This is a genomic window from Sphingomonas sp. (assembly GCF_017744835.1).
Taxonomy (GTDB): Bacteria; Pseudomonadota; Alphaproteobacteria; order Sphingomonadales; family Sphingomonadaceae; genus Sphingomonas.
In genome coordinates this window covers 586951-603523 of record NZ_JAGIAM010000001.1, presented here as the reverse complement: position 1 = coordinate 603523, position 16573 = coordinate 586951, and the positions used below count along the sequence as shown (strand labels likewise).

The 16573-nt window shown below is 65.7% G+C and carries 13 protein-coding genes; 11 read left to right on the top strand and 2 right to left on the bottom strand.

The genetic code is table 11. The features are described 5' to 3' along the window. Positions 1–97: 97 nt before the first annotated feature. The 5 genes from J7500_RS02805 to J7500_RS02785 all read left to right on the top strand — a co-directional run bounded on the left by J7500_RS02805 (position 98) and on the right by J7500_RS02785 (position 6066). Entirely contained in the window at positions 98–310 is a 213-nt protein-coding gene (locus J7500_RS02805) for a hypothetical protein (protein ID WP_294059868.1), read from the top strand. 156 nt (positions 311–466) lie between these two features. Next, positions 467–1960 (top strand): ATPase domain-containing protein, encoded by a 1494-nt coding sequence (locus J7500_RS02800; RefSeq protein WP_294059866.1) that lies wholly within the window; start codon positions 467–469, stop codon positions 1958–1960. 1 nt (position 1961) lies between these two features. Then, positions 1962–4574, top strand: coding sequence for an ATP-binding protein (locus J7500_RS02795; RefSeq protein ID WP_294059863.1), 2613 nt, complete (start codon positions 1962–1964; stop codon positions 4572–4574). Beyond that, positions 4571–4945: a response regulator gene (locus tag J7500_RS02790; protein WP_294059861.1), complete on the top strand. Its 375-nt coding sequence runs from the start codon at positions 4571–4573 to the stop codon at positions 4943–4945. The genes J7500_RS02795 and J7500_RS02790 overlap by 4 nt, the downstream gene beginning before the upstream one ends. 389 nt (positions 4946–5334) lie before the next feature. After that, positions 5335–6066, top strand: a complete 732-nt coding sequence (locus J7500_RS02785; protein ID WP_294059859.1) for a Crp/Fnr family transcriptional regulator — start codon at positions 5335–5337, stop codon at positions 6064–6066. Between the two features lie 86 nt (positions 6067–6152). On the opposite strand, the gene J7500_RS02780 is transcribed toward J7500_RS02785, so the two are convergent. Together J7500_RS02780 and J7500_RS02775 are read right to left on the bottom strand one after the other, a co-directional pair. After that, positions 6153–6941 (bottom strand): DUF4440 domain-containing protein, encoded by a 789-nt coding sequence (locus J7500_RS02780; RefSeq protein WP_294059858.1) that lies wholly within the window; start codon positions 6939–6941, stop codon positions 6153–6155. 64 nt (positions 6942–7005) lie between these two features. Further along, positions 7006–8721 (bottom strand): alpha/beta hydrolase, encoded by a 1716-nt coding sequence (locus J7500_RS02775; protein ID WP_294059856.1) that lies wholly within the window; start codon positions 8719–8721, stop codon positions 7006–7008. Here J7500_RS02775 and J7500_RS02770 point away from each other — a divergent pair. The 6 genes from J7500_RS02770 to J7500_RS02745 all read left to right on the top strand — a co-directional run bounded on the left by J7500_RS02770 (position 8720) and on the right by J7500_RS02745 (position 16548). Continuing rightward, entirely contained in the window at positions 8720–10402 is a 1683-nt protein-coding gene (locus J7500_RS02770; protein WP_294059854.1) for a sensor histidine kinase, read from the top strand. The genes J7500_RS02775 and J7500_RS02770 overlap by 2 nt on opposite strands. Further along, the gene (locus J7500_RS02765; protein ID WP_294059853.1) at positions 10399–11109 is read left to right on the top strand and encodes a LytTR family DNA-binding domain-containing protein; all 711 of its coding nucleotides are present in this window, start codon (positions 10399–10401) and stop codon (positions 11107–11109) included. The genes J7500_RS02770 and J7500_RS02765 overlap by 4 nt, the downstream gene beginning before the upstream one ends. A 34-nt stretch (positions 11110–11143) precedes the next feature. Further along, positions 11144–12754, top strand: a complete 1611-nt coding sequence (locus J7500_RS02760; protein ID WP_294059851.1) for a serine hydrolase — start codon at positions 11144–11146, stop codon at positions 12752–12754. A gap of 257 nt (positions 12755–13011) precedes the next feature. After that, positions 13012–13164, top strand: a complete 153-nt coding sequence (locus tag J7500_RS02755) for a hypothetical protein (RefSeq protein ID WP_294059849.1) — start codon at positions 13012–13014, stop codon at positions 13162–13164. Between the two features lie 474 nt (positions 13165–13638). Further along, positions 13639–14949 (top strand): cation:proton antiporter, encoded by a 1311-nt coding sequence (locus tag J7500_RS02750; protein ID WP_294059847.1) that lies wholly within the window; start codon positions 13639–13641, stop codon positions 14947–14949. Positions 14950–15036: 87 nt separating this feature from the next. After that, the gene (locus J7500_RS02745; protein ID WP_294059845.1) at positions 15037–16548 is read left to right on the top strand and encodes a tryptophan halogenase family protein; all 1512 of its coding nucleotides are present in this window, start codon (positions 15037–15039) and stop codon (positions 16546–16548) included. The last annotated feature ends 25 nt before the right edge of the window (positions 16549–16573 follow it).

The window sequence follows — 16573 nt, the reverse complement described above, 5'->3', positions numbered from 1 at the left end:
CGAATCGCATCGGGTGGGAATGTCAGGGTCGCGGAACCCTCGGCGGGTGAGCGCTTTTAAGCGATAACGACACGGACCATAGGCGGATACTGCGCTCATGACCTTGAATGCGGAAACGCAGCCGCTCACAGTCGACGTACTCAATGGCGAAGTTGTCATGACGGGTCCCCGGGTCGCCATTGCATTGCAGCCGAACGCGGCCACCGAAACGGCGCGGCGGCTGCTCGCCGCGGCGGACCTGGCAGCCGAGCAGGCGCAGGCGCCGATCCAGGTGGCCGACGGCGGCACGGCATCCAACGATACGGTCTAGTCGGTTCGCGACGCGCGAATTGCGCCGGATGCCGGGGGGAAGTGGCTGCATCCCACCGTGCATAATCGATTCAATTGCACCCTTCTGTTGGGTATCGAACACAACTCGGGAATATAGCTGTCTATAGCGCTGCCCTTGCAAGCGAAGGGACGCGTTATGGAGCTGGCGTATCGGCCGACACCCCTGATACCGACGGGGGTGCCGGGCCTCGATCCGATTCTGAGTGGCGGTTATGCCGAGAATCGGATCCACTTGGTCGAAGGCCAGCCCGGATCGGGCAAGACCAGCATGGCGCTCCAGTTCCTGATGGACGGTGCCGATAAGGGCGAGCTTGGCCTCTACGTCACGCTGTCGGAGACCCGGGCCGAGCTCTATGCGGTGGCCGCCAGCCACGGCTGGAGCTTCGACGGGATCGAGATTTTCGAGCTCATGCCGCCCGAGCTCTCGCTCGACCCCAAGGCGCAGCAGACGGTGCTCTATTCCTCCGAGCTCGAGCTCGGCGAAACGGTGCAGATGGTCATGGCGGAGGTCGAACGGATCAAGCCCAAGCGGCTGGTGTTCGACTCCCTGTCCGAGATACGGCTGCTGTCGCAGGGCTCGCTGCGCTATCGCCGGCAAGTGCTGGCGCTCAAGCACTTCTTCCTGAAGTGCGGCTGCACCGTGCTGATGCTCGATGACCTCACGTCCGAGCAGGACGACCTCAACCTGCACAGCATCAGCCACGGCGTGCTTCGCCTCGAGCAGCTTGCGGCGCTATATGGGGCCGAACGCCGCCGCCTGCGCTGCATCAAGATGCGCGGGGTCAAGTTCCGTGGCGGCTATCATGACTTCACGATCGAGCGCGGCGGGCTGCACGTCTATCCGCGGCTGGTCGCCGCCGACCATCACGTCGACTATGTTGCGGGCTCCGCCAACAGCGGCGTCGCCGAACTCGATGCGCTGGTCGGCGGGGGGCTCGACCGCGGAACCAGCACGCTGATTATCGGCCCTTCGGGCTCGGGCAAGTCCTCACTCGCGCTGCAGTTCGTCTACGCCTCGCTCCAGCGCGGCGAGACGGCGCTCGTGCTCGTCTTCGACGAGATCCGCAGCGTGTTCCTGCGGCGCGCGCGCGGCATGGGCTTCGACCTCGAGCCGTTCATCCAGCAGGGGCTGCTGCACCTGCGCCAGATCGATCCCGCGGAACTGACGCCGGGCGAGCTCACCGCCTGCGTCCGAGAGGCGGTCGAGCACCATGAGGCGCAAGTCGTCGTTCTCGACAGCCTCAGCGGCTACCTGAACGCGATGCCCGAAGAGCATTTCATGATGCTGCAGATGCACGAGATGCTCTCGTATCTGAACCAGCAGGGTATTGTGACGATCCTGGTGCTCGCGCAGCACGGCATGGTCGGCCAAATGGCGAGCCCGGTCGACCTGACCTATCTGAGCGACGCGGTGATCATGCTTCGCTTCTTCGAGGCCGGGGGCAAGCTCAGGCGGGCGCTCTCGGTGCTGAAGAAGCGCACCGGGCAGCACGAAGAGACGATCCGAGAATATCGGATCAGCTCGCGCGGCGTGTCGGTGGGACACGCGCTCACCGAATTCCAGGGCGTGCTGACGGGCGTGCCGACCTTCACGGGCGCGGAAGCGGACCTTCTCGAAGAGAAGCGCTGACATGGGCCGCGAGTCGGCCGTCCTGGTCTGGGCCCCCGTTGGGCGGGACGGCCCGATCATCGAGCGCCTGATCGCGAACGAGGGCATCCCGAGCCGCGCTTGCGGGGGGATCGATGATCTGCTGCGTCACCTCGACACGGCCGCGGGCGCCGTGATTGCCCAGGAAGGCCTTGCCGTCGGCGACTGGCCCGCGATCGACCGCTGGGTGAAGGCGCAACCGAGCTGGTCGGACTTTCCGTTCGTGCTCTTGTCGCACCGCGGCGGCGCGATCGACGAGCGCGTGATCACGCTCCTCGGCAACGTCACGGTGCTCGAGCGGCCGCTCAACCAGACCAGCCTGATATCCGCCGTCGGCTCGGCGCGCCGCGCCCGGTTGCGGCAGTTCGAAGCGGGCGAGCAGCTGGCGGAGGAAGCGCGCATCCGCCGGGCGCTTGCCGAGGAAACACGGACGCTCGGCATCCTCAACAAGCTCGGCGCGACGCTCAGCGCCGAGCTCGACCTCGAACGCGTCGTGCAGGCGGTGACCGACGCCGGGGTCGCGCTGACGGGGGCGGAATTCGGATCGTTTTTCTACAATGTCATCGACGAGAAGGGTGAATCCTACACGCTGTACACCTTGTCCGGAGCGCCGCGCAGCAAGTTCGATAACTTTCCCATGCCGCGCAACACGCCGGTGTTCGCACCCACCTTCACCGGCGAGCGGATCGTGCGTTCGGCGGACATCACGCGCGATCCGCGCTACGGGCGAAACGCTCCCAATGCCGGCATGCCGGAGGGCCATCTGCCGGTCTGCAGCTATCTTGCGGTTCCGGTTGTGTCGCGCAGCGGCGAAGTCCTCGGCGGCTTGTTCTTCGGCCATTCGAAGCCCGATGTTTTCGGCGAAGCCGCCGAAGCGGTGATGGTAGGGGTCGCGGGCCAGGCGGCCGCCGCGATCGACAATGTCCGGCTGTTCATCGCCGAGCAGCGCGAGCTCGAGGAACGCCGGCGCGCCGAAGCCGAGCTCCAGCGACAACGTGACGAGTTTCTGACGCTTGCCAACAATATATCTTCGCTGTGCTGGCTGGCCTACGGCGACGGCACGATCTTCTGGTACAACCAGCGCTGGCACGAATTTACCGGCAAGGGTCCGGAGGAAGACGCCGGCTGGGAGGCGGCGCACGACCCCGAAGCGGGGCCCGAGGTCCGTCGGCGCTGGCGCCAGGCTCTGAAGAGCGGCGAACGCTTCGAGATGGTGTTCCCGATGCTCCGGCACGACGGGGTGTTGCGCCATTTTCTCTGCCGGATCGTCCCCATCCGCGACGAGACGGGAGCCATTTTCCGCTGGTGCGGCACCCATGCCGACATCACGGCGCAGCGTGAAACGGAAGCCGCGCTCGAAGCGCGCGTCGCCGAGCGGACCGGCGAGCTGCAGCAGGCGCTCACGCGGCTCGAGCGGGAAGCCGCGGAGCGCCAGAAGGTCGAAGAGGCGCTCCGGCAATCGCAGAAGATGGAGGCCATCGGCCAGTTGACCGGCGGCGTCGCGCACGACTTCAACAACCTGCTGACCGTGATCCTGTCCGGCGTCGATGCGCTCCGGCGCCCGGGGCTGAGCGAAGACCGGCGCGCGCGCTACACCAGCGCGATCGCCGAAACGGCCGAGCGCGCGGCCAAGCTCACCGCGCAGCTGCTCGCCTTCGCCCGCAGGCAGCCGCTGCGCGAAACCGTGTTCGACGCGGCGGACAAGGTCGGCCGGGTCGCGGAGATGCTGGCCACGGTGGTCGGCTCGCGGATCATGCTCCGGACCGACCTTCGCGTCTCGCCGGCACCGATCAAGGCGGACCTCATCCAGTTCGAGACGGCGCTGGTGAACATGGCGGTAAACGCGCGGGATGCCATGAGCGGCGAAGGAACGATCACCCTGACGGTGGGCGAGAGCTCGGAGATCCCGGAAGCGCCGGGCCATCCGCCGCTCGCCGGCGCGTTCGTCACTGTCGGCATCGCCGACACCGGGGTGGGGCTTGCGGAGGAACAGATCGCCCGGATCTTTGAGCCCTTCTACACGACGAAGGAAATAGGCAAGGGCACTGGGCTCGGGCTGAGCCAGGTCTATGGCTTCGCCAAACAATCGGGGGGCGACGTGCGTGTGCACAGTGCGCCGGGGCAGGGAGCGACGTTCACGCTCTATCTGCCGCGCGTTGCCGACGCCCAGCTTCCGTCCGAGCAGCAGCGCGAGAACGAGCGAATCGACGGCGATGGGAGCGGGCGTATCCTTGTCGTCGAGGACAATGAGAATGTCGGCGAGCATGCATCGGAACTGCTCGCCGACCTCGGTTATGAAACGGTGCGCGTGCTGGATGCGCGCGCCGCGCTCGAGGCCCTAGATCAGGCGCGCGAACCGTTCGACCTGGTGTTGACCGATGTGGTCATGCCTGGCGGGATGAGCGGCCTGGAACTCGCGCGCATGCTCGGCCGGAGCCACCCCGACCTGCCCGTGGTGCTGACCACAGGATATGCCGACGCGCTCGTCGACGACGACGCTAGCGACATCGAGCTGCTGCGCAAGCCCTACTCGATGGATGCCCTGGGCGCGCTGGTCGGCCGCCTGATCAAGGCGAAAGTGGAGCCGGTCTCGTGAGCGATTTCTGCGGCAAGCGTGTCTTGGTGCTCGAAGACGAACCGCTCATCGCGATGCTGCTCGAGGACATTCTCGTCGACCTCGACTGCGTGGTGGTCGGGCCGGTACTGGACGTCGGCAGCGCGGAGGCGCTTGCGCGTGACATGACGCTCGACGCCGCGATCCTTGACGTCAATATCGGCAATCGGACCAGCCATTCCGTAGCGGCGATCCTTCGCGAACGCTGCGTGCCGTTCGTCGTGGCAAGCGGGTACGACGATGCGGATCTGGTGCCGGGTGCCGGGGGTGCCTTGAACAAGCCCTATCGTCCCGAGAATGTGAAGGCCGCGCTGGCGCGAATTCTGGAGCGATCAGACGCGCTCGACCGGTAGCCGCCCTGGCGGCGCTCGTTTTCCCAAATCCCACCCGCAGAGGCTGGACCGCTGAGGAATGTCGCCGCGCGGGTAATGGCATACTATAAACATGGAAAATATCTATTGTAGAAAATAACATGTAACAAATTGTCCAAGTGGTGCCCGCAAAATCTCGGACATCTCCGTTGATTTTCGATAGTTTTGCAAAACCTTTCTCCTTCATGAACGATTTGTCGGTAGCAGACGCTACGTCCGCGTGGTGGAACCTTGATGGTTGCATTATCGTTATGGATGCCGACATTGCGTCGACTTGAAATTCTGGAGCGATGATTGGTTGCTGATGATCTCTGGCCCCTCACTGGAGCGCGTGCCCCGTCTGCGACCTCTCGCAGTCAGGAGGCATTGCCATGGACGGTTCATTCGAGGCGAATGCGCTGCTCGCGGCGCTTGAGCCCGGCGTGCGCGCACGATTTTCTCCCTATTTTCAGCGATGCGAGCTGCGTCGCGGCGACGTGCTGCACAGCGATGGGCAGTTCATCGAGTGGGTCTATTTCCCGCTGACCGGGCTGGCGGCCACGTTGACCCAGACGATCGGCGGTGACAGCGTCCAGACCGCGATGATGGGATGCAACGGCGGCGTCGGCGTGCTGGAGGCCTTCGGTAGCGGCCGCTTTCGTTCGCGTGGCGAGGTCCAGATTCCAGGTAGTGCGCTGCGCCTGGGTGTCGGGCGTTACCGCGAGATGTTCGAGGCATCGCCGGCGCTTCGACGTGCGGTTGAGCTGCATTTGGAAATGCTGGTAACCGAGGCGCGCCAACTGATGGCCTGCAACGCGCTGCATTCGATCGAGAGCCGTTTGGCGCGCTCGATACTCGACGCGCTCGACCATAGCTGCCTGGAGAAGGTGCTGCCGCTCACGCAGGAATCGCTGGCACAGATGCTGGGCGCGACGCGCAGTTCGGTTTCGAGCTGCATCGCCAAGCTGCAGCGCGAAGGGCTGATACGCGCCACGCGAGGCGCCATCGAAGTGCTGGACCTCCGCCGGCTGGAACGCGTCGCATGCGACTGCCGCGCGAGCCTGGCGATGGCGAAGGACGACATCTGGGCGCCCGCGCCCGATCAGCAATCGTCGTCAGCTTAGACGGCAATCAAAGCTACGCCGTGCCCTATGGAGCCGCTGATGCACCGCGTTCTGCGGAACCGGGCGTGGAGCGGACGCCCGTCATCTCATCGGTGAGGCTCGACGCGCACGCCACGGGCGACGACCGCGCCATTTTCTTCGATCCGGATTTCTGAAATGCCGCGATCGCCCTGAAAGACGATCCGCAGGTCCCGCTCGCGTGCGAAGAAGCGGTCGGGGGTGCTGGCCGCGAGCGTTACTCTCAGGCTGCCCGAGCGCAGCACGAGCTCACCCTCTTCCAAACTGATGTCGACGTCGCCGGAAGCCTGGGTTCGATAGCGCCCGACATAGCGTTTCAGCTTCTCAGGCGAGAGCGGAATGGCGACCGAGGTTGCGACATAAGGCGGAGGCCGGTGATCGTAGCTGACGATCCGGGTCATCGCCCAGCCGCCTGCCTGATGCTGCCATATTACCAGGAATCGGGCGAGCGTCGCGGGCCGTTCGGGCGTGTCGCCCTGGCGGGCATGGAACAGATGCTCCCCGGTCAGCATCGCGCCATATCCCGGGATCGCCTGAAAGCGCATGCTTCCGTCCACGAGCGCGCGCCGCAGGTGCAGACCGGGGGTGCCGCAGGGCCCCTTGAGGAGCGATGCGACTGTCGCGGCGCGGCCCCGCGTCAATCCGGTGAGGTCGTGATAGAATTCCACATCCTCGCTGAACCAGCGTGCCATCGATGCCGCATCGCACGCATTGAACGCGCGCCAGAACGCGTCGTCGGCAGTTCGAACCGCTTTCTCGTCCGCGGCGGCGACCGGGGCCGCGGTTTGCGCCGCAGCCACCTCCGGCCTGGCACCGTCACCTGCGAGGACGAGCAAAAATGCTGCGGGCCACGACATCGCATTCTCCTTGTGTATTATATGAATAATACACACAAAGGGGCAGTGTAGCCAGCCTCTCCGGTCATCCTCCGGCCTGACCGCGAGTAGGTTCGGGCAGATCGAACCGTACGGGCGCCAGTTCGGCTCGCGCGGGCAGGCCCGCCATCGTGCCCGTGTTCAGGAACTCCATGGCCGCGCGCCACAGATCGGGCCGGTCCCGGAGCAATTGCGGCGCGCCCGCATGTTGGCCGCGATGCACGACGATCGCGTGCGCGTTGGGATAATAGGGCAGGACCCCGAGCAGATTCTCGATGGGCGTATTGGTGTCCCAGTCTCCCTGGACGAACAGGACCGGGGTCTCGTCCTTCGCCGGCCGCCGGAAATCGTCCCCCAGGTCGCCGGTCGGCCAGGCGTCGGCGGATGCGAGGTACGTCGCGAAATTCCACGGCCCGATGATGTCGAGCGCCGGATCGGCGCGCAGCTGGCGTTCGCGCGCGGCACTGACGCCGGTCGCCGTATCGATCAGTGGGCCGATCAGATCGGTCTCGAGCGCCTTGCGGCTCGCCACGATCTCGCGCGCCCAGCGCTCGTAGCGCGCGTGGTAGAGATCGATGACGAAGGCCGGCCATGCCGAAGCGGTGGCGGCATGCTCGACAAGCGATTGCTGAAAGTCGCCCAGCCCCATGGTGACGGAGACGGGCTTGGCGCCGGCGTCGTCTGGAAGCGTCACCACGACGGGCCCCGCCGCCAGCCGGTCGCGTATCGCGCGCACCGCGGCCATCAACCCGCCGGCCGGTATGTGAGGCTGCAACGCCGGATCCTGCTCGGCCTCGAGAGCGATCCGCTCCATGGCGGCGAGGACCTGCGAAGGCATGTCGTAGCCGTTGTCCAGGGGTTCGACCGCGGAGATCAGCGCGCGCGCGACCGTGCCCGGATGCCGCTTCATGACGGCGAAGCTCCACTGCGACCCGAAGCTCGCGCCCAACAGGCTGATGCGCGAATATCCAAGCGCCCGGCGCACCGCGTCGACGTCGTCGGCGCATTCGGCGAGGGTGTAGCCGGCGAGGTCGTGTCCGGGATTTCCCGCGCCGCTCGTCTTCGCAAGCGCCTTCACCACCGCGACATTGTCCGCCACCGTGGTCGGACGGTCGAGCGGCATCGCCGGATAGCGGATCTTGAGCATGTCGCCACCGATCGTGAAGCCGCGCTGCTCGACGATGACGAGATCGGCGCCGGCGCTATAATCGAGCCAGTAGCGAAGGCGGCGGCGTGCAGCGGCACTTTTGTCGCCGATCGTGTCGAGCAGGGTGACGCCGGGGCCGCCAACGAGCAGGAAGATGGGCGGCGCGTTGGTCGGCTCCCGCGCCTTCACGCGCAGCACACCGACGCCGATCCTGCGGCTATCCGGCTTCGACCGGTTCTCCGGAACGAGGATCGTGCCGATTTCATAAGGGACGGGGGTGCCGTCCGAGGCGGTTTCCCGACCCGGTGCGAGAACGAGGTCGAGGGAGACCTGCTTAGCTATGGTCGGCAAAGGCCGGGCAGCCGACGAAGTCGCCGTCAGAAGGAGGCAGATGGCGAAAGACCGAGCGAAGCCGCGCATAAAGTCGCCTTTCTTGTCGATGATCCAGTGCCGGGGAGAAATAAGTTCGAAGGTCGACTTCCCACTCCGCATCCCCCAGCGGCATGCCCACTCTAGCGATGTCGCCTGCCGCATCGGCGTTCGATCGGCGAACGGCGCAGCCGTGTCGGCGAACGGCAAGACCAGCGCGCAATTCGCTTTATAAGGCGAGGTCATGATCCGGCTGGCGGCGATCCTTCTCGTCTTCCTCCTCGTGCCGCCCGCACGGGCCAGCAATCTGTTCGAAGTGGACGAGGTGATCCTGTGCGCCGGCCCCCCCGGCACCGTGCCGACATTCACCGAGCCGGCGTGCCGCAGGACGAAAGTGAGCGACATCGACAGCCAGAACGGCCCGGTATGGATCAAGGCCGCCATATCGCTGCCGGAAACCGATGCGCCCATCGGTCTCAGGATCGCTGCGATGGCCGCCAGTGAGGTCTGGTGGAACGGCACGCGTCTGGGCGCAAATGGCAGGCCGGGCGCCGACGCCGCGACGGAGATTGCCGGCCGGTTCGATGCAGTGTGGCCGCTTCCGCTTAGCTTGCAGCGCCGCGACAATGTGCTGGTCGCGCATCTCTCCTCCGTGCACCAGCCTTGGCGGGTGAGCCAGCCCGTCGTGCAGATCGACGTGGAGAATTATGCCGGGTCCCAGGCTCCGATCCTGCGCTATTATCTGCCTGCCTTGCCGACCGCAGGCATCTTCGCCATCGCCGCGATCTTCTTCGGAGGCGCATGGCTGACGGATCGCAGGGACAAGGGTTCGCTCATTCTCGCCGCGCTGTCGGGCGCGACATTGCTGCAATTGACCGCCGAACTATCCCGCGGAGTGCTGGCTTTGCCCTATCCGTGGCAGGGGCCGCGTCTGCTCGCCGTCATGGTCTGCGCGAGCGCGGTCGGCATGTCGATGCTCACCTATACGGCCTGGCATTACCGGCGCGCCGGCCTCGCCGTCTGGCTGACGAGCGGTGCGCTCGCCATGCTCGGGGTATGGATATTGCCGATTCGCGAGGATTACCGGTCGATGCTGGTCCTCGCGCTCGGCGCGTGTGGGGCAATGCTGGCGGCCGGCACGGCCGCGCTTCGAAGCGGTCCAAGCATGTGGCGGGCGCGGATGCTGATCGCCGCGATGGCGCTCTTCGTGACGTTGCTCGCGCTCCAGCCGGGATTTCTCGACGGGGCGCAATATCTCGCGCTCGCGGCGCTCGCCGCGGTCCTTTTCGCGGACCAGATCCTGGTCCTCCGAAGTGCCCAGCGCGACGCTGCGGTCGCGGCCGCGCGCGCAGCCGGGCTGGAAATGGCGCTTCTGCGCCAGAGCATCGCGCCCCATTTTCTGCTCAACACGCTTAATAGCCTGATCGAGTGGGTCGAAAGCGATCCGGCGACCGGCGTCCGCATGATAGAGCTGCTGGGCGACGAGTTCCGCACCCTTGCGAGGATCGCCGGCCAGCCGCTGATCGCTCTCGGCGAGGAGATCGAGCTTTGCCGGGCGCATCTTCGGTTGATGGCGTTTCGCACCGACGCGCGGCTCGCGCTCGATGTAGACGGCGACGCCGCAAACCTTCAGATTCCTCCCGGCGTCCTTCTCACTCTGGTCGAGAATGCTCTGGTCCACGGGCGGTACCCCGACGGTGCTCGCTTCTCCCTCAAGATCCTGCGCAGCGGGACGCGGCTCCTTTCGCTCGAACTGACGACACCCGCCAGCCTGCGCAGCGGAGAGGGATCGCTGCGCACGGGCACGGGTCTGGCTTATGTCGGCGCGCGGATTTCGGCGACGTTCGGCGCCGCGGCGACGGTCGATGCCCGCGCCCTGGCCGGCAGCATCTGGCAAACCACCATCACCACGGGCGCCCCGTCATGAGGCTGCTCCTCGTCGAAGACGAGGCGTCCGCGATGCGTCGGCTCGTCCGGCTCGTCGGCGAGCATTTCGGCGACCGGGCCTCGCTGACCTGCGCCGAAGATGTCGCCGATGCCGTCGGGCAGCTCAACGCCGCCGCCTTCGACGGCATCCTGCTCGACCTCAACCTCGGCGGCAGCGACGGCTTCGCGGTACTGCGCGCGGCCGGCCGGACGCCGTGCGTGGTGGTGTCCGCGCATGCCGATCGCTCGCTCTACGCGTTCGACCATGCGGTGCTGGACTTCGTGTCCAAGCCGGTCGTTCCGGCGCGGCTGGCGCGGGCGCTCGACCGGCTCGCGGCGACGAGAGCCGGTCCTCGGCGCCCGGCGCTCATCGTACGCACCGCTGGGGGCGCCGAGATAATCGATTGCGACGATCTGCTGCGGATCCAGGGAGCGGACGATTACGCCGAGTTGGTGACGCTCGACGGCAGGCACTTGCTCCACGATGGCAGCCTTGCCTTGCTTGAGCGCCGCCTCCCGCCGAATTTCGTCCGCACCCACCGGTCTCACATCGTCAACGCGGCACATGCGTCGGCGATCGTCCGCGAGGAGACAGGTGCCGCGGTGAGGCTGGTTGGCGGGGAGCTTGCCCCCGTCAGCCGGCGCAGGCTCCAGGCAGTCGAGCGCAGTCTGCTGGGCGCGCAATCCGTTCGCGATGCGCGGGAATGATCTGGGGGACAAGATGATCATTGGGAGGAGAAGCATGCGCGGATTCAGACTGGCGGCAGCAGTGGCGATGACATTGCTTGCCACGCCCGTTCAGGCGCAAACCGCCGATGTTGCGTTCACGAAGCGGCTTCATCGCCTGGCCGCGCAGCTCGACCTGCCGGGCTTCAGCGTCGCCGTCCTCCGAGACGGCAAGATCGTCTATCGGCACCAGGAGGGCGTCGCCGACCGCGCCACCGGCGCTCCGATCAGGCCCGATTCGCTCTTCGGCATCGCTTCGGTGACCAAATCGATGACCGGGATCATCCTCGCCCAGCTCGAGGCCGAGCGGAAGATCCGGCTCGACGATCCGGTACTCGCCTATCCGCTCATTCCGGCATGGCAGCCGCCGGAAGGCATGGGAGATGCGAACATCAGCATTGGCGACGTGCTGAGCATGAGCGCAGGCGGGCGGCCGGGCGAAACCTTCGTCTACAACGGTGCGCGCTTCAATCGCCTCGCCGGGCTTTTCGACAAGGTGAGCGGCATGCCTTCGCCGCAAAGCTATGTGGTGCAGAGTCGCCAGCGAATCCTGCAGCCACTCGGCATGACCGACACGATGGCGGGATATCAGAAGGACAACCCTCTCGCGCCGCGCGCGGTCAAACGGTACGAAGCGCAGCCCTCGTCCTCCGGCTGGAAATATGTGGAGCGACCCTATGATTGGGACGCGGCCTATCCCGCCTCGGGGCTGATCTCGACGATCGACGATCTCGCAAAATATGCCGCGGCACTCGACCACAATGTCCTGATCAACCAGGACGGCTATGATCGTCTCACCACTCCGCGCAACGGACACGACTATGGCTATGGCTGGTTCACTCAGGCCAGTCCGGCCGGGCGGCTCCACTGGGTCTATGGCTATGGCCAGGCCGAATCCGCTATATTCCTCCGCGTGCCCGACAGGAAGCTCACCTTCATTTTCCTGTCCAATGCCGACACGCCGTCCGCGCTCGCCCATCTCGATTATGCCGACGTGCTGCGCCAGCCCTTTGCGCTCGCCTTCCTCGATGCCTGGGTGACGGGCGGCAAAACCGTGGATTTCGATCGCCCCGTATCGGCGATCGAGCGGCAGATCGGGTCACGGCCCACGCCAATGATAATCGAGGCATTGTTGGATGAGGCGATGCTTCAAGCCTTTCGCGCGCGCATGACGGGAGCAAGCACCGCGCGCGCCGTGGCGCTTACAGAGCTTCTCGCGCGCGTCGCTCCGCGGCGCTTCGACCGGGCTGACGTCTATATGCTCGGGCTTTTGTCCGAGGTCATGTCGCCCCGGCTCGAGGCGCCCGCACGCCGCCTGCTCGCCGCCTTCGATCTCGACAAGGATCGCAGACCCGTTGCCGCCTATTGGGGCGGGACGCTTCGCGAGCGATTGGGGGACATGGCCGGTGCCACCGCATCCTATGCCCTGCTTTGCGACCGCCCCGGCTTTGACGACGAGGAAATGAAAGCCAGGGCCTGCGAACGCCTTGCCAATTACGAACGCGGGGATGGACGGCAAGACGAGGCTCGCGCGCATCTCTGGCGCTCGGCACTGCTGTCTCGCAGCGCCGCCGATGGCAAGGAATTCGATCGCAAGGTCGCGCTCCTCGCCACACTGCAAAATTAAACCACGCAGCGCGACCGTTCGCCCGAAGCAGAGCTGCGGCGATTCCGGCGTTTTCCCGGACCGGGCGCGCCGAGCGCATTCGGCGCAACTGCCGCCGAGGCTCACCGGATGGCGGATTCATCGCGATTGGGGCTTTTCCTTGAGCACAGGCTTCCTAGCTTTGGCGCAAGAGAGAAGGCACAGAAGCGATGAGAGGCCAGCCTGAAATGATTGCGCCCGAGGTGATCGACTGCATAGCGTGCGGGAGATCGCCGAGAGTGGACGAGCTCTTCCGTGTCGCCGATCACATCTGGCAGGATATCCACGGCTCGCGGTCCGTCTTTGCCTGGGATGAGCTGCCTGATGACAGCTCGGAACGGCGGATGATCCTGAGGGCGGCGCATGCGGCTTTGCTCGGAAATAGCACCTAGATCGCGCAAGCGCCGGCGCCTGGCCAGTGCATGCTCAATCGCGTCGGGCAGACACTGATCGAATTCTTCCAACAGCGAGTTGGCCGGGCGGCCGTGCCGCGATGCCAGCCCATCCCTCACAGCGTTCGCTCCGGCCCGTTCGACCGCGGGTGAGAACAATGGAGTTCCACACCTCGGTCCTGTCATGCAGCACCGATTTGTGTGGGCTGCGGCCAAGAAGTTCGCCCCGAATACGGATTCGACCCGGCTGTTCGAACCTGCCAACGCTCTAATAATACGTAGGTATGTACCTACCTTGTGTCTCGCCCGCCACAAGTCGGGCCGTGCGCCGGGAAATCTGCATTCCGTGAGTATTTCGGCGGGCAAATTTGCTTGCCTGAAAAGGGTCATTCCGCCTCTCTCGGTCGAATTGCCGACGTGGTCGAAGGTGACTGATAACGTTGTCACGCCGCGCAGCGCAAAGGAGGGGAAAGAATGAGTCCGGGCGAACTCAGCGTCGCGTTCTTCATGCAGATCTTCGTCATCGTCGCGGCCTGCCGCGCGATGGGCTGGATCATGAAGCGTTTCTTCGACCAGCCCCAGGTGATCGGCGAGATGATCGCCGGCGTGATCCTCGGGCCGTCGCTGCTCGGGCTTCTCGCCCCCGATATCCAGGCGATGATCTTCCCCAAGGAGACCAAATCGGTCCTTTACGTGGTCTCGCAGCTTGGTGTCGGACTCTACATGTTCATGGTCGGCCTCGGCTTCCGCACCGACCATTTCCGGCTCAATGCGAAGAGCGCGGTGGCGGTGTCCCTCTCGGGCATGGTCGCGCCGTTCCTCGTTGCCGTCGCGCTGACGCCGTGGCTTATCGGGCTCGACCTGTTCGGGGATGGTGTCAGCCCGTTTCAGGCGACGCTCTACACCGGCGCCTGCATCTCGATCACAGCCTTCCCGGTGCTCGCGCGCATCATCCAGGAACGCGGCATCACGCGGACGCCGCTCGGCTCGCTGTCGCTTTCAGCCGGCGCGATCGACGATGCGGGCGCATGGACGGTGCTCGCGATCGTGCTGGCGAGCTTCGGCGGCGGGTCGGTCGTCGCGGTCAAGGCGATCGTCGGCGGCGGGCTGTTCGCGGCATTCATGGTGTTCTTCGGCCCGCGCGTATTTGCGCCGCTCGCACGCTGGGCCGAACGCGAAGGCAAGATCACGCCGCCGCTGCTCGCGGTGGTGATCATGCTGTTCGGGCTCAGCGCCTGGGCGATGGACGGGGCCGGGCTGCACTCGGTGTTCGGCGGCTTCCTGCTCGGCGTCGCCATGCCACGGGGGCTGCTGACGCGCGAGATCCGCAAGCAGATCGAGCCCTTCACCACGGCGCTGCTGGTGCCGATGTTCTTCGCCTTCTCGGGCCTCAATACCCAGCTCACCATGGTCAACAGCCTCGAGCTGGCGGCGATCGCGAGCGTGATCGTCGCCGGTTCGATCCTCGCCAAGGGCGGCGCCTGCTGGGCAGCGGCGCGGCTGACCGGCCAGGACAATCCCACGGCGATGGCGGTCGGCGCGCTGATGAACGCGCGCGGACTGATGGAGCTGATCATCATCAATATCGGGCTGCAGAAGGGCATTATCGGCCCCGCGCTCTTCTCGATGCTGGTGGTGATGGCGATCGTCACGACGCTGATGGCGAGCCCGCTCTTCGAGCTGGTCTATGGCCGCAAGGCACGTGCCAGCGGGGCACTAGGCCAGCTCAACGAGGATGAGGAGGACGACGTCCTCGTCGCGCAGGGCGCCGCCGCCGGAGCGTAGCCGGGGCCGCACTCTTCTCCCTTCGCTCGATCCGGGGTGGGCATCCGCCCGGATCGGCGCGGACAACTCGAATCAGAAGGAATGCGCATGGCGGTGTCGCCTTCGTCGGAGCAGATCGTGAAGCGGGTAGTGGTGGCCGGCGGAGGTACGGCCGGCTGGGTGACCGCGACCGCGCTGGTGCGTCATCTCGGTCCGCTGCTCGACATCACTCTCGTCGAATCCGATGCGATCTCGACCATAGGCGTGGGTGAATCGACCGTGCCGACCTTCCGCGGCTTCCACACGCTGATGAAGATCAAGGAAGACGCGTTCATGTCCGCCGCGCAGGCGACGGTGAAGCTGGGGATCGAGTTCCGCAACTGGGGCCGGATCGGCGACCGCTACATCCACCCCTTCGGCATCATCGGCCGCCGCTGGAGCTGGATGGCGGACTTCCATCATTTCTGGTTGCACGCGAAGTCGCAGGGGTTCGGCGGCGAGCTCGGCGAATATTGTCTCGAGTGGGTCGCGGGCGAGGCCAACCGCATGTCGCTCGAGACTGCGGTGGCGCCGAGCTACGCCTATCACGTCGACGCCGCGCGCTATGCCCGCTTCCTGCGCGGCCTCGCCGAGCCGGCCGGGGTCAAGCGCGTCGAAGGCAAGATCCAGCGCGTCGAGCGCAACCCCGAAAGCGGCTTCATCGATGCGATCGAGCTCGAATCGGGTGAGCGGATCGAGGCCGATCTGTTCATCGACTGCACCGGCTTCCGCTCGCTCCTGCTCGGCGATGCGCTGGAAGTGCCGTTCGAGGATTGGGGGCACTGGATCAGCACAAACAGCGCGGTGGCGGTCCAGTCGACATCGACGCGGCCGCCGCAGCCCTATACCGGCGCCTATGCGCATGAGACGGGCTGGCGATGGCGCATCCCGCTGCAGCAGCGCGAGGGCAACGGCTTCGTCTTCTGCAACGAGTTCCTGTCCGACGACGAAGCGCACGCGCGGCTGCTCGCCGAGATCGACGGCGAGCCCATGGTCGAGCCTTGGCTGGTGCGCTTCAAGACCGGCATGCGCGTGAAGAGCTGGGAAAAGAACTGCGTCGGCCTGGGCCTCGCCGGCGGCTTCATCGAGCCGCTCGAATCGACCAGCATCCACCTCATGATGGCGGCGGTGACGCGGCTGATCGAGGATTTCCCGTTCAACGGGTTCAACGAGGCGCTGCTCGGCCGCTTCAACGCCAAATCGCGGGAGGAATTCGAGAATATCCGCGATTTCATCATCCTGCACTATCACATCACCGAGCGCGACGATTCCCCCTTCTGGAACCGTTGCCGGACGATGGACATCCCCGACAGCCTCAAGGCGAGGCTCGCACTGTGGCGGGAGGATGCGCGCGCCTATCAGCTGCCGAACGAGCTGTTCCGGATAGACAGCTGGGCTTCGGTGCTGCTCGGCCAGCGCATGGCCCCGCGCGGCTATCATCAACTCGCCAAAATGGTGCCGGAGCATCAGTTGCGCCACGAACTCGAGCGGCTGCGAGGGGAAATCGCCGACCTGACTGCGGAAATGCCGACGCATCCGGAATTCCTGCAGGCCTATTGTCCCGCCACAGAGCTGGCGTGAGACGCCCTAGCGCTCTCGGAGCATC

Coding starts and splice junctions, on each gene's coding strand:
- J7500_RS02805 (WP_294059868.1), top strand. CDS start 98: ATGACCTTGAATGCGGAAACGCAGCCGCTCACAGTCGACGTACTCAAT.
- J7500_RS02800 (WP_294059866.1), top strand. CDS start 467: ATGGAGCTGGCGTATCGGCCGACACCCCTGATACCGACGGGGGTGCCG.
- J7500_RS02795 (WP_294059863.1), top strand. CDS start 1,962: ATGGGCCGCGAGTCGGCCGTCCTGGTCTGGGCCCCCGTTGGGCGGGAC.
- J7500_RS02785 (WP_294059859.1), top strand. CDS start 5,335: ATGGACGGTTCATTCGAGGCGAATGCGCTGCTCGCGGCGCTTGAGCCC.
- J7500_RS02780 (WP_294059858.1), bottom strand. CDS start 6,941: ATGTCGTGGCCCGCAGCATTTTTGCTCGTCCTCGCAGGTGACGGTGCC.
- J7500_RS02770 (WP_294059854.1), top strand. CDS start 8,720: ATGATCCGGCTGGCGGCGATCCTTCTCGTCTTCCTCCTCGTGCCGCCC.
- J7500_RS02775 (WP_294059856.1), bottom strand. CDS start 8,721: ATGACCTCGCCTTATAAAGCGAATTGCGCGCTGGTCTTGCCGTTCGCC.
- J7500_RS02765 (WP_294059853.1), top strand. CDS start 10,399: ATGAGGCTGCTCCTCGTCGAAGACGAGGCGTCCGCGATGCGTCGGCTC.
- J7500_RS02760 (WP_294059851.1), top strand. CDS start 11,144: ATGCGCGGATTCAGACTGGCGGCAGCAGTGGCGATGACATTGCTTGCC.
- J7500_RS02750 (WP_294059847.1), top strand. CDS start 13,639: ATGAGTCCGGGCGAACTCAGCGTCGCGTTCTTCATGCAGATCTTCGTC.
- J7500_RS02745 (WP_294059845.1), top strand. CDS start 15,037: ATGGCGGTGTCGCCTTCGTCGGAGCAGATCGTGAAGCGGGTAGTGGTG.